Genomic DNA, 12,355 nt, shown 5'->3' on the forward strand with positions numbered 1-12,355 from the left:
TCACAACGCCAGCGTGCGGGGCTGTCACTTTGGCTAGGGCTTCAGTTATAGCCATGAGGCCACTGTTTGACCAGCGCAAAAAAGCCGCAAACCCGGAATACGCCAGGCTTGCGGCTTTTTGTTCCAACTTGGTGCAGCAATCAGCGCGCGGTGATTTTCCACGCCCGGTGGATCTTCGCGTTACGCGCGAAATCCGGGTCGAGGGTCTTGTCGCTGATTTCCTCGACCGCATAGCGTTCGCTGAGGTTGTCCTCGAGCACGAACTTGCGGAAGTTGTTCGAGAAGTACAACACGCCGCCCGGTGCCAGGCGCGCCATGGCCAGGTCGAGCAACTGCACGTGGTCACGCTGCACGTCGAAGATGCCTTCCATGCGCTTGGAGTTGGAGAAGGTCGGCGGATCAATGAAGATCAAGTCGAACTCATCGCGGCTGGCTTCCAGCCACGCCATCACGTCGCCCTGCTCCAGACGGTTTTTGTCGGAAAAACCGTTGAGCGAGAAGTTACGACGTGCCCAGTCCAGGTAGGTCTTGGACAAGTCGACGCTGGTGGTGCTGCGCGCGCCGCCCTTGGCCGCGTGCACACTGGCGGTAGCGGTATAGCAATACAGGTTGAGGAAGCGCTTGCCGGCCGCTTCCTTCTGGATGCGCATGCGCATCGGGCGGTGGTCGAGGAACAGGCCAGTGTCCAGGTAATCGGTGAGGTTGACCAGCAGCTTCACGCCGCCTTCGCTGACCTCGGTGAACTTGCCCTGGGCGCTCTGGCGCTCGTACTGCTTGGTGCCGCTTTGGCGCTCGCGACGCTTGACCACCACGCGGCTCTTGTCGACGTTCAGCGCCTGGGGAATCGCGGCCAGCGCATCGAACATGCGTGCGGAAGCTTTTTCCGGGTCGATGGATTTCGGCGCGGCGTATTCCTGCACGTGCACCCAGTCGTGGTAGAGGTCGATGGCCATGGAATATTCCGGCATGTCGGCGTCGTACACACGGTAGCAATCCACGCCTTCGCGCTTGGCCCACTTGCCCAGCTGCTTGAGGTTCTTCTGCAGGCGGTTGGCGAACATCTGCCCGCCTTCGCTCAGGCGCGCCTGTTCAACCACCGGGGCCGGGGCTGGCTTGATCGGGTTCCCGTTCTTGTTGTACTGGCGCTCTTGCGGCTCGGTCGGGGCCTGATCGTAAGCGGCCTGCTCACGTTCGGCCTGACGCTGCTCCGGGGTGCGGCGCTCGCCGGTGACGAACTGGTCCGGGTTGACCTTGATCAGCAGCAGTTTGCACGGCAAGGCGCCGTTCCAGAACGAATACTGTTTGTGGCTGCGAATGCCCATGCGCTTGCCCAGGTCCGGCGCGCCGGTGAACACCGCCGCTTCCCAACCCATGCACGCCTGACGCAGACGCTCGCCAAGGTTCTGGTAGAGGTACAAAAGGCTGGCTTCGTCACCCAGACGCTCGCCGTACGGCGGGTTGCAGATGACCAAACCTTTTTGATTCTGGTCGGGACGAGGCTCGAAGGTGCCGACTTCGCCCTGGTACACCTTGATCCAGTGGCTCAAGCCGGCGCGCTCGATGTTATTGCGCGCGGGTTGAATCAAGCGTGGGTCGGCTTCGTAGCCTCGCACCCACAACGGCGGCTTGTTCATGCCGATGGCAGCCCGCTCGGTCGCTTCGGTGTGCAGCTTTTTCCACAGCGCCGGAACGTGGCCGAGCCACGTGGTGAAGCCCCACAGCTCGCGATTGAGGTTGGGGGCCATGTCGGCGGCGATCATCGCGCCTTCGACCAGAAAAGTACCCACGCCACACATCGGGTCGGTCAGCGCGCCGCCTTCGGCCGCAATGCGCGGCCAGCCGGCGCGAATCAAAATCGCCGCCGCCAGGTTTTCCTTCAACGGTGCCGCGCCCTGCTGCAGGCGGTAACCGCGCTGGTGCAGGCTGTGGCCGGATAGGTCGAGCGACAGGATCGCTTCGCCGCGGTCCAGGCGCAGGTGAATACGCAGGTCCGGGTTGATCTTGTCGATGGAGGGGCGTTCGCCGGTCGGGGTGCGCAGCTTGTCGACGATCGCATCCTTGACCTTCAGCGCGCCGAAGTGGGTGTTGTCGATGCCCGAGCCGTGACCGCTGAATTCCACCGCCAGGGTGCCATCCGGGACCATGTGGTCGGCCCACTCGATGTCCAGCACGCCATGGTAAAGGTCTTCAGCGTCCTTCATCGGGAAGCGCTTGAGCACCAGCAATACGCGGTTGGCCAGGCGCGACCAGAGGCACAGGCGGTAGGCGGTTTCCATGTCGGCCATGCCGCGCACGGCCGAGGTGTGCTCGCGTGCGTCCTCAAGGCCAAGCCCGACGGCTTCCTCGATCAGCAGGCCTTCGAGGCCCTTGGGGCAAGTGAGGAAGAGTTCAAAACGGTCCGACATGGGGCATTCCAGGCTTTTCAGCAATAAATGAACAGGCGACGCATCGCCGGCTCGGTTTTTAATCAAGCACTTTTCTTGAAGAGTGCTCGCGTGGCACGAATGTGCCGTCCCACCCCGGCTGCCGGGCCTTTGGGCCAGAATTTCCGGGGCAGAGAAATAATTGATTGCAACAAAAAGAAATATTCCGACCCTTCGTCGAATAATAACCGACTGCGGCGGGCGGACATTCTCACTAAAGGATTAAACCCATCCTCTATGCAGGGCACATCATAGCTGGCTTTGCCCAACAAAAGGGGCGAAAAGCCATCCCAGCTTATGGCTATAGCATCGTTATCGTTACGTGCTTATGACAAAACGATCATTGAATCCATGTGACCTATTGGTTAGAACTCAACACAGGTTGGCGCCGTAACGACGCCGACACATTGGCTCGCCACGCCGGCAGCGAGCCCACCAACGGCAGAAAAACTCTGCCCGGCCTCAGACGAGGCCGAAGGATATCAAGACAGTCAACAAGTGAGGGAAACACCCTATGAGAAGACTTAAGCGTGATCCGTTGGAAAGAGCATTTTTACGCGGATATCAATATGGCGTTCATGGCAAATCCCGTGAGCTTTGCCCATTTACTCTACCGTCGGTACGCCAAGCCTGGATCAACGGCTGGCGAGAAGGACGCGGCGACAACTGGGACGGTATGACTGGCACTGCGGGAATCCACAGACTCAACGAACTTCACGCCGTCGGCTAACACAGGGCACTTAATCCGACACACCACCTTGAATATGTAACGACTTAACCACGCACGCCCCATCAGGGCGGCGGGCTTCGGCCCAGGGGCTCCTTTAGGGAGCCCTTTTTATTGGGTCGGTGGCGATGCGGACTACACACTCACAGGTGTATTTTTTTAGCCTGCCATCGCCAACAAGCCGGGCGCCTACCTTTTTGGCAAGGCCGCTATCGCATCCACCGACTCGCGAATCAGCGACGGTCCTTTATAGATAAAACCTGAGTACAGCTGCACCAGGCTTGCACCGGCGGCGATCTTCTCGGCCGCGTGCTTGCCTTCGGTGATGCCGCCCACGGCGATGATCGGCAAGCGCCCGGCCAACTCAGCCGCCAGCACCTTGACGATGTGAGTGCTCTTGTCGCGCACCGGCGCGCCCGACAGCCCACCCGCTTCATCACCATGCGCCAGCCCTTCGACACCCACACGGCTGAGGGTGGTGTTGGTGGCGATCACCGCATCCATGCCCGAATCCACCAGCGCCTGAGCGACCAGCACGGTTTCTTCATCGCTCATGTCCGGCGCAATCTTGATGGCCAACGGCACACGTTTGCCATGACGTATGGCCAGGTCTTCCTGGCGCTGACGCAAGGCTTCGAGCAGTTGCTTGAGCGAATCACCGAACTGCAGGCTACGCAGACCCGGCGTATTCGGCGAGCTGACGTTGACGGTGACGTAGCTGGCGTGGGCGTAGACCTTGTCCAGGCAAATCAGGTAATCATCGACGGCGCGCTCTACGGGCGTGTCGAAGTTCTTGCCGATATTGATGCCGAGGATGCCCTTGTATTTCGCGGCTTGAACCCGTGAAAGCAGATGATCAACGCCCTGGTTGTTAAAGCCCATGCGATTGATGATCGCCTCGGCTTCCGGCAGGCGAAAGATCCGTGGTTTTGGGTTGCCCGGTTGCGGGCGTGGCGTCACGGTGCCGATTTCGACAAAACCGAAACCCAATTGCGCAAACCCGTCGATGGCCGCGCCGTTCTTGTCGAGGCCGGCAGCCAGCCCGACCGGGTTGGGGAAGTCGAGTCCCATCACCGATACCGGCATTTTTGCCGGTGCCTTGCATACCAGGCCATTGAGTCCCAGACGACCACCGGCACCGATCAGGTCCAGGGACAGATCGTGGGAGGTTTCCGGAGAGAGTTTGAACAACAGCTGGCGGGCCAGGGTATACATGGGCGGGCTAGACTCGGATGGCGGCGAAAGGTGGCGCCGATTATAGCCGGGGTGGCGCGCCAGGTGCGAGGTGCGCCGTCCAATCGTCAATGACGTTGTGCTACCAACGCCTCATACCGCGCCCATATTTTTTCTGCGTAGCGCAAACGCAACGCTTCACGCTCAGGTGCCGCGCCGGCGTTGTAGGAGCCCACGGCTGTCCAGTTGTAACCGAAACGCTGGATAAACCCGGCAAGTATTGAGGCGCCCACCTCGACCGACAAACAGGGCTCACTCAACAACCGCTCCTCGGTAATGCCCTGCTTGGCCAGGCGAGGCAAGTGCATGCTGTTGATCTGCATCAGGCCAATATCCCGGGAGCCATCGCTGTTGAGCGCGTTCACGGCGTGCGCGCGGTAACCCGATTCCACAGCGGCGATGGCCTGCAAGAGCTCCGGTTCGAGGTCATAGCGGCTAGCCACCTCTTCCCAGCAATTGGCCCAGGCCTGATGGCTGCCCATCAACAGGCTCAACACCAACGCTTTGCCCAATCGATTAATCATGAGTCACCTGCCCACAAGCCGAGCAGATGCGTTGCACACGCCCTGGCCCCGTCTGGAGAATGGCGCGCTGCTCGGCTTTCACGGCACAGGTAAAGCGATACCCCCTGCCGTAAATTGTCTTGATAAAGCCCTTGTCCTTCTTCAGCTGCTTGCGCAATGCGTAGATACAGCGCGTCAGCGATTCCTCTGCAACCTCCCCTCGGGGCCAGACCAACTCAAGCAGACGATCCTTGGTCATCAATGCTCCGTCAGAAGCCAACAGCAGCCGCAGTACATGCCACTCCTTGGGCGGCAACTGAATATCCGCGCCTTCGCCGATCAATCGGCCATCGCCCTGCAAGGTCCACCCGGCAAACACCCAGGCAGCCGTCAGCCCATCATTCACGAGGGTCATGCACACCTCTGCACCCGACTACTGACATTGAATTCCTTGTTTCCAGAAACGGCCGATACGCCAACATCACGACTATAAAAACCCGAGCCGCGAACAACGTTAGGAAAAAACCCATATCATCGAGGCTTTCGGCGGGCGCCACGTAGGACTTTTCGCAGTCACCGACCGCAAAGCGTTTCAGGGCTCTGACCAACGGGTTGTGTCACTCAAGGACATCACGGCGTTCGCGCACAAACGCACGCTGCACACGCTCATATTGGCTCGGGGTCAGCGGCGGCGGGCCGACAGCACCGGCCAACATCCGCGGCTCACTACCGACCGCCCGCGCCTGGATCACAAAGAGCCGTACCTGCGCGCGTCGACCACGGCGGGTCGCCTCGCCCTCACGGTGAAAACCACCCAGCCACAAGCGTCTGCCTTGAGGTACGCGCACCACAGAGCTGACGGCCATTCGCCCCACCGCTCCTGCCGAGCCGGGCTTGAATGTGCTGTCCATCTGACGGCCATCCTCGAGGTTCACCAGCATCTCGATCTGATGCGCTCCGGCGAAGCGCGGGAGCACACTGGCTTCAATGCCATACCGCACGGGCTGCCAATCACCCTTATCGTCGCCGGGCCGTGGCAGGTAAAACGTATGGTTATCCTGGAAAACCGCAGGCACGTTTTCCTGGGTAAGGATTACGGGAAACGCGACGACTTTGGCCTTGCGCCGGCGCTCCAGCACACCGAGCTGTGCCATCAAGCGGTTGTCTTCCAAAGGTTCCAGTACGCGCGTCACGAAAGCCCCGGTCTGGGTTTCCTGAGCCCAGGCCGCGCCCATTCTGGCGAATTCACTGCGCTCCACCTCCACTTGCCACAGCGACACCTCAATCGGCCGCTTAGGCTTGTCGAGCTCCGCCACCAGCTCCTCAAGCACCTTCACCTGAGCAGGTTTGCCCTTGATCAACAGGCTGTTTGAATCCGGATAAGCCATCACCACCAGGCTCTTGTCGACCAGCAAACCCGGGGGTCGTTGCGTGTCCTTCTTTTGCTCGCTGGCCAGCACGCTTTCGATCATCGAGGCCATACCCGGAACGTTGACCTGGTCGTCGCCCATCGAATACGTGCGATCCGCCACGTGCGTGTTGAACACCTGCACCACACCGAAGGTTTGCGTGCCGACGCGTACCTCGGTGCGCTGCTTGTCCATCAGTTGAGCCAGGTGCAATACCTGGTCGACATAGTTAGGTGGCCCGGACACATAGAACGTCCGCCCGCCGCTTTCCCTCAGGGGAAAACGCGACTCATCGAGCCCGGAACGGCGCATGAACCCGCGCAGCCTGTCGACCGAGATATGCCGCAGCGCTACCGCCGAGCTTTTTGCCTCCCCGGCGTCATACAGGTAAAGCACCTGCCCGTCGCTGTACCAGATCAGGCCTTGCTGCTCGGCGACGGTTTCCAGCGTGTGCTGCGCCGCCCCAAGGTCGAATTGCCCGGTGATGGTTTTACGCGCCACCTCGCGGCTGACAACGACAGGCAAGCCCAAGGGCACCGACAGCGCGGTAAAAAAGGTATGCAGGCTTTCATCCCGCGCCTGATAGCTACCCCCCAAAGCGCACGCGTTTGCCAACAGCAGTGCACCGCACAGCAGCCAGCGGCATAACCTGCGGTAACTGCGCATGGTTGGAGAATGGATAGACACGTGGATGTTCCTCGCCGTCTGGCGCAAAGAGGCGGCCATACTGGAAGGCAGCTGAGTTTCAATCTTGATGGAAAGCTGACGGCGGACTGCGCTTGAAGCCCCGTGGCATGTGCCTTGCTAAGGGCTATGTATCAAAGCCTGCACCAACGTCGGAGCAGGCTTACGGACAATGGCGTCGTTTCCCTGCAATGGCTTGCGCTGCCACCCGCGCAACCCTCAAGGGTTACGACGCTTTTTTTTGAGCAAAGGTGAGTGTTGATGAACGATTCGGTCGGCAACAGCCCGGTGAGCCATCCGCTGGCCTGGGTGAACGGCAGTGACGCCCCGGAAAAGAGCAGCCTCGACCTGGGCTTCATGGCGCTGACCGATTGCGCCTCGCTGGTGGTCGCCGCCACCCAGGGTTTCGCCCAACCCTACGGCCTGACGCTGAACCTCAAGCGCCAATCGTCCTGGGCCAACCTGCGCGACAAACTGGTCAGCGGCGAACTGGACGCCGCCCATAGCCTCTATGGGTTGATCTATGCCGTGCACCTGGGCATCGGCGGCGTAGCGCCGACCGACATGGCCGTCCTGATGGGGATCAACCAGAACGGCCAGAGCATCAACCTGTCCCGCGGCCTGCAACAGCAAGGGGTGATCACTCCTGAAGCACTGGACCGCCACGTGCACCAAAGCCGCACAAAACTGACCTTTGCACAGACATTTCCCACAGGCACTCACGCCATGTGGCTGTATTACTGGCTGGCGAGCCAAGGCATTCATCCGTTGCACGACGTCGACAGCGTGGTGGTACCGCCGCCGCAGATGGTCGCGCACCTGCAAGCCGGGCGCATCGATGGGTTTTGCGTGGGCGAGCCCTGGTGTGCCAGCGCGGTGAAGCAAAACCAGGGGTTCACCCTGGCGACCACCCAGGCGATCTGGCCGAATCATCCGGAAAAGGTTCTAGGTTGCACCCAGGCGTTTGTCGATCAATACCCGAACACCGCTCGCGTCCTGGTGATGGCGATTCTCGAGGCCAGCCGCTTTATCGAGCAAAGCCAGGAAAACCGCCGCTCCACCGCACAATTACTCAGTGCTCGCGACTACCTCGATGCGCCGCTCGACTGCATCGAACCACGCCTGCTGGGTGCTTATGACGACGGCCTCGGCCACCAGTGGCAAGACCCACATGCCCTGCGGTTTTTCGGCGATGGCGAGGTAAACCTGCCGTACCTTTGCGACGGTATGTGGTTCATGACCCAGTTTCGGCGCTGGGGCTTGCTGCGCGAAGATCCGGACTACCTGGGCGTGGCCCGCCGCGTGCAGCAACTGGCTTTATACCGTCAGGCCGCTGCCGCCGTTGGCGTCAACGCAAACGCAGCGGACATGCGCAGCAGCCAGCTGATCGACGGCAAAATCTGGGACGGCTCCGACCCCGCCGCCTACGCGCGCAGCTTCCGACTGCACGCCATGGCAGACCACCCCAGCCACGAAGTGCAGCGCTGACAGGACGACCTTTATGTTACGCATCCTGTTAATCAACGATACGCCGCGCAAGGTCGGGCGCCTCAAGGCCGCATTGATCGAAGCCGGGTTCGAGGTGATCGATGAGTCCGGCCTGACCATTGACCTGCCCGCGCGCGTCGAAACGGTGCGCCCGGACGTGATCCTGATCGATACCGAGTCACCTGGCCGAGATGTAATGGAGCAGGTGGTACTGGTCAGCCGCGATCAGCCGCGGCCGATCGTGATGTTTACCGACGAACACGACCCGAACGTAATGCGCCAGGCCATCAAATCCGGGGTCAGCGCTTATATCGTCGAAGGCATTCAGGCCCAGCGCCTGCAGCCGATCCTGGACGTGGCCATGGCCCGCTTTGAAAGCGACCAGGCCTTGCGCGCCCAGCTCCAGGCGCGCGACCAGCAACTGGCCGAGCGTAAACGCATCGAGCTGGCCAAAGGCATGCTGATGAAAATGAAGCACTGCAACGAAGAAGAGGCCTACACCCTGATGCGCCGCCAAGCCATGAGCCGCCAACAGAAACTGATCCAGGTGGCGGAGCAGATTATCGCCATGAGCGAGTTGCTTGGCTGATCTGGCGCAGCTCTTGCTAAGCATTCACCACAGGTAACCAACGGCGGTTGCCCCTTCTACGACAAAGACGTCGCCCATCCGGTTTGCCCTCGCGAACCCGATGGCGGCGTTTTTTCGTTTTGGCCCCAGCGCCTGGGGCCGATGGGGCGGCTTTTAGCCAGCGGCCCCATCACTTGGCCTTCTTACAAGACCCCAACCGTTGAGGTGCGTGATGAAATCAAGCTTCTGGAAATCCGGGCACACCCCGACCCTGTTTGCCGCGTTCCTGTATTTCGACCTGAGTTTCATGGTCTGGTACCTGCTGGGCCCGCTGGCGGTGCAGATTGCCGCCGACCTGCACTTGACCACCCAACAGCGCGGGCTGGTAGTGGCCACGCCGATCCTGGCCGGCGCGGTGTTGCGTTTTCTGATGGGCATGCTGGCCGACAAACTGTCGCCTAAAACCGCCGGGCTGATCGGCCAGGTCATTGTGATTGCCGCACTGTTCGGCGCCTGGCAACTGGGCATCCACAGTTACGAGCAGGCCCTGCTGCTGGGCATGTTTCTGGGCATGGCGGGCGCGTCGTTTGCGGTCGCCCTGCCGCTGGCCTCTCAGTGGTATCCCGCGGAACACCAGGGCAAGGCCATGGGCATCGCCGGTGCCGGCAACTCCGGCACCGTGTTTGCTGCATTGCTGGCACCGGTACTCGCCGCCGCGTTTGGCTGGAGCAATGTGTTCGGCTTCGCGCTGATTCCATTGGTCATCACGCTGGTCGTCTTCGCCTGGCTTGCGCGCAATGCCCCGGAACGCCCGAAGGCCAAATCCATGGCCGACTACTTTAAAGCCCTGGGCGACCGCGACAGCTGGTGGTTCATGTTCTTTTACAGCGTGACGTTCGGCGGTTTTATCGGCCTGGCCAGCGCCCTGCCCGGCTACTTTAACGACCAATACGGCTTGAGCCCGGTGACCGCCGGCTACTACACCGCCGCCTGCGTGTTTGGCGGCAGCCTGATGCGCCCGTTGGGTGGTGCCCTGGCGGACCGATTCGGCGGGATTCGCACCCTGCTCGGCATGTACAGCGTGGCGGCAATCTGCATCGCGGCGGTGGGTTTCAATCTGCCAAGTTCTTACGCGGCCTTGGCACTTTTCGTCTGCACCATGCTCGGCCTCGGCGCAGGTAATGGCGCGGTGTTTCAACTGGTGCCCCAGCGTTTTCGCCGCGAGATCGGCGTGATGACCGGCCTGATCGGCATGGCCGGCGGGATCGGCGGCTTCGCCCTCGCGGCAGGCATGGGCGCGATCAAGCAAAGCACCGGCAGTTATCAAATGGCCCTGTGGCTGTTCGCCAGCCTCGGCGTGCTGGCCTGGTTCGGGCTGCACGGGGTCAAACGTCGCTGGAGAACCACCTGGGGTTCGGCCGCCGTGACCGCCGCGCGCGTCTGATGGGCTTGCAACTGAGTGTCGCGCAAGCCAGCGCCATTGGCCCTCGGGCCGAAAACCAGGACGCCCTGCGCGTCGTCACACCCGTGGCGGAACTGGCGGCGAGTAAAGGTTACCTGTGCGCCATCGCCGATGGCGTCAGCCAATGCGCCGATGGCGGCCTGGCGGCGCGCTCGACCTTGCAGGCGCTGGCGCTGGACTACTACGCCACGCCGCAAACCTGGGGCGTGGCCCAGGCGCTCGAGCGTCTGTTGCTGGCGCAGAATCGCTGGTTGCAGGCCAACGGCGGCGGCCAGCCGCTGCTGACCACCTTGAGTGCGCTGGTGTTTCGCGGCCAACGCTTCACCCTCGCGCATGTCGGCGATTGCCGGGTGTATCGCTGGCTGGACGGCGAGTTGCAGCGCATCAGCGAAGACCATGTGTGGGAACAACCGGGCATGCAGCACGTGCTCAAGCGCGCGCTCGGCCTGGACCAACACCTGGTGCTGGATTTTCTCGACGGTGAACTGCGCGCAGGCGAATGTTTTTTATTGCTCAGCGATGGCGTGTGGGCCGCCTTGGGTGAGCACAGCATCAGTGCGATCCTGCGCGAGCAAACTAACCTCGATGTGGCGGTCAGAACGCTGGTCAACGCCGCGCACCTGGCCGCCAGCCAGGACAATGCCAGCGCCCTGCTGGTGCGCATCGACCAGCTCGGCGCCGCCACCCTGGGCGATGCGCTGGTGCAGTTGCAGCAATGGCCGCTGCCCCCTTCGCTCAAACCCGGGCAGCGCTTTGAAGGCTGGCAGGTTGAAAGCCTGCTGGCGCAGAGCCGACAGTCGTTGCTGTACCGGGTACGTGATGCCCAGCAGCAACCCTGGCTGCTGAAAACCTTGCCGCTCAACCGCGACGATGACAGCGATGCCGGCCAAGCGTTGCTATCTGAAGAGTGGTTTTTGCGCCGGGTTGCCGGGCGCGCGTTTCCTGAAGTTCACGCGGCCAGTGGGCGACAGCATCTGTACTACGTGATGCGCGAATACCCGGGGCAAACCCTTGCCGAACTGTTCCGGCACCAGGGTCCATTGCCCTTGGCGCAGTGGCAGTCCATCGCCGAGCGGTTGCTGCGGGCGATGGGCCTGCTGCACCGGCGACAAATCCTGCACCGCGATATCAAGCCGGAAAACCTGCTGCTGGGTGACGATGGCGAACTGCGCGTGCTGGATTTTGGCCTGGCCTATTGCCCGGGGCTCTCCGAAGACCGCGCTCATTTGCTGCCCGGCACGCCAAGTTTTATCGCACCCGAGGCGTTCAGCGGCGAGCCGCCTACGCCGCAGCAGGATTTATACAGTGTCGGCGTTAGCTTGTATTACCTGCTGACCGGGCATTATCCCTACGGCGAAATCGAAGCTTTCCAACGGCCGCGTTTCGCCCAGCCCGTCAGCGCCAGCCGCTATCGTCCCGACCTGCCTGACTGGTTGCCACTGAGTCTGGAACGCGCCGTGGCGGCCTCACCCGCGCAACGTTATGAAACCGCCGAAGAATGGCTGCTGGTGCTGGAGCAGGCCGACCGCCGTGAATTGAGCGTGCGACCACGGCCCTTGCTGGAGCGCGAACCGCTCAAGGTCTGGCAAAGCCTGGCCGCCATGTCGCTGCTGATCAATCTGGTGCTGCTGTACTGGCTGTTGCACCGCTAGAGGGCAAATTTCCAGGCAGCGTTGACTCAAAGCCCCAATAAACCCGCAAGCTGGCCAACTTGGCACAGCCACTGCATTAGCTTCCCCAACAACACACATACAGCCGTCCCTTCAACGTCGAAGGAGCGAGCTTCCCGAGAGAACGGGACCAGGACAAAGGCGTCCTCGCTAGATCACTAGCGGGGACGCCTTTTTTTGTTTGCGCG

The 12,355-nt window shown here is 61.5% G+C and carries 10 protein-coding genes; 5 read left to right on the forward strand and 5 right to left on the reverse strand.

The window, feature by feature from the left end:
* Window positions 1–140: 140 nt before the first annotated feature.
* A complete protein-coding gene (gene rlmKL, locus L8K08_RS08705; RefSeq protein WP_145159108.1) occupies window positions 141–2,405 on the reverse strand; it encodes a bifunctional 23S rRNA (guanine(2069)-N(7))-methyltransferase RlmK/23S rRNA (guanine(2445)-N(2))-methyltransferase RlmL in 2,265 nt (754 codons plus the stop codon).
* Window positions 2,406–2,937: 532 nt separating this feature from the next.
* On the opposite strand from rlmKL, the gene L8K08_RS08710 reads away from it, so the two are divergent.
* Complete coding sequence (locus L8K08_RS08710) at window positions 2,938–3,153, forward strand: ribosome modulation factor (RefSeq protein ID WP_002553055.1); 216 nt, start codon at window positions 2,938–2,940, stop codon at window positions 3,151–3,153.
* A 186-nt stretch (window positions 3,154–3,339) separates the two neighbouring features.
* On the opposite strand, the gene L8K08_RS08715 is transcribed toward L8K08_RS08710, so the two are convergent.
* The 4 genes from L8K08_RS08715 to sctC all read right to left on the reverse strand — a co-directional run bounded on the left by L8K08_RS08715 (window position 3,340) and on the right by sctC (window position 6,982).
* A complete protein-coding gene (locus L8K08_RS08715) occupies window positions 3,340–4,365 on the reverse strand; it encodes a quinone-dependent dihydroorotate dehydrogenase (RefSeq protein ID WP_242195880.1) in 1,026 nt (341 codons plus the stop codon).
* A gap of 86 nt (window positions 4,366–4,451) precedes the next feature.
* Window positions 4,452–4,907: a transglycosylase SLT domain-containing protein gene (locus tag L8K08_RS08720; RefSeq protein WP_145159113.1), complete on the reverse strand. Its 456-nt coding sequence runs from the start codon at window positions 4,905–4,907 to the stop codon at window positions 4,452–4,454.
* On the reverse strand, window positions 4,900–5,301 hold the full coding sequence (locus L8K08_RS08725) for a winged helix-turn-helix domain-containing protein (protein ID WP_106576312.1): 402 nt from the start codon (window positions 5,299–5,301) through the stop codon (window positions 4,900–4,902). Before L8K08_RS08725 ends, L8K08_RS08720 begins: the two co-directional genes overlap by 8 nt.
* A gap of 202 nt (window positions 5,302–5,503) precedes the next feature.
* Window positions 5,504–6,982, reverse strand: a complete 1,479-nt coding sequence (sctC, locus tag L8K08_RS08730; protein WP_242195884.1) for a type III secretion system outer membrane ring subunit SctC — start codon at window positions 6,980–6,982, stop codon at window positions 5,504–5,506.
* A gap of 258 nt (window positions 6,983–7,240) precedes the next feature.
* Here sctC and L8K08_RS08735 point away from each other — a divergent pair, with 258 nt between their 5' ends.
* From L8K08_RS08735 to L8K08_RS08750, 4 genes are all read left to right on the forward strand, one after another.
* Window positions 7,241–8,467, forward strand: coding sequence for a CmpA/NrtA family ABC transporter substrate-binding protein (locus L8K08_RS08735; protein WP_242195887.1), 1,227 nt, complete (start codon window positions 7,241–7,243; stop codon window positions 8,465–8,467).
* A gap of 13 nt (window positions 8,468–8,480) precedes the next feature.
* Window positions 8,481–9,056, forward strand: coding sequence for an ANTAR domain-containing protein (locus L8K08_RS08740; protein WP_083357333.1), 576 nt, complete (start codon window positions 8,481–8,483; stop codon window positions 9,054–9,056).
* A 211-nt stretch (window positions 9,057–9,267) separates the two neighbouring features.
* Window positions 9,268–10,479 (forward strand): nitrate/nitrite transporter, encoded by a 1,212-nt coding sequence (locus tag L8K08_RS08745; protein ID WP_124418244.1) that lies wholly within the window; start codon window positions 9,268–9,270, stop codon window positions 10,477–10,479.
* Window positions 10,479–12,149 carry a bifunctional protein-serine/threonine kinase/phosphatase gene (locus L8K08_RS08750; protein WP_242195891.1) on the forward strand — a complete coding sequence of 557 codons (1,671 nt, stop codon included), beginning with the start codon at window positions 10,479–10,481 and terminating at the stop codon, window positions 12,147–12,149. The genes L8K08_RS08745 and L8K08_RS08750 overlap by 1 nt, the downstream gene beginning before the upstream one ends.
* Window positions 12,150–12,355 lie beyond the last annotated feature (206 nt).

The organism is Pseudomonas sp. TREG-RG-20F-10-E-6-01 (assembly GCF_022662455.1).
In the GTDB taxonomy this organism is placed as follows: domain Bacteria; phylum Pseudomonadota; class Gammaproteobacteria; order Pseudomonadales; family Pseudomonadaceae; genus Aquipseudomonas.

Excerpts from the sequence above, each read along its gene's own strand:
- rlmKL (WP_145159108.1), bottom strand. The coding sequence starts at position 2,405 with ATGTCGGACCGTTTTGAACTCTTCCTCACTTGCCCCAAGGGCCTCGAA.
- L8K08_RS08710 (WP_002553055.1), top strand. The coding sequence starts at position 2,938 with ATGAGAAGACTTAAGCGTGATCCGTTGGAAAGAGCATTTTTACGCGGA.
- L8K08_RS08715 (WP_242195880.1), bottom strand. The coding sequence starts at position 4,365 with ATGTATACCCTGGCCCGCCAGCTGTTGTTCAAACTCTCTCCGGAAACC.
- L8K08_RS08720 (WP_145159113.1), bottom strand. The coding sequence starts at position 4,907 with ATGATTAATCGATTGGGCAAAGCGTTGGTGTTGAGCCTGTTGATGGGC.
- L8K08_RS08725 (WP_106576312.1), bottom strand. The coding sequence starts at position 5,301 with ATGACCCTCGTGAATGATGGGCTGACGGCTGCCTGGGTGTTTGCCGGG.
- L8K08_RS08735 (WP_242195887.1), top strand. The coding sequence starts at position 7,241 with ATGAACGATTCGGTCGGCAACAGCCCGGTGAGCCATCCGCTGGCCTGG.
- L8K08_RS08740 (WP_083357333.1), top strand. The coding sequence starts at position 8,481 with ATGTTACGCATCCTGTTAATCAACGATACGCCGCGCAAGGTCGGGCGC.
- L8K08_RS08745 (WP_124418244.1), top strand. The coding sequence starts at position 9,268 with ATGAAATCAAGCTTCTGGAAATCCGGGCACACCCCGACCCTGTTTGCC.
- L8K08_RS08750 (WP_242195891.1), top strand. The coding sequence starts at position 10,479 with ATGGGCTTGCAACTGAGTGTCGCGCAAGCCAGCGCCATTGGCCCTCGG.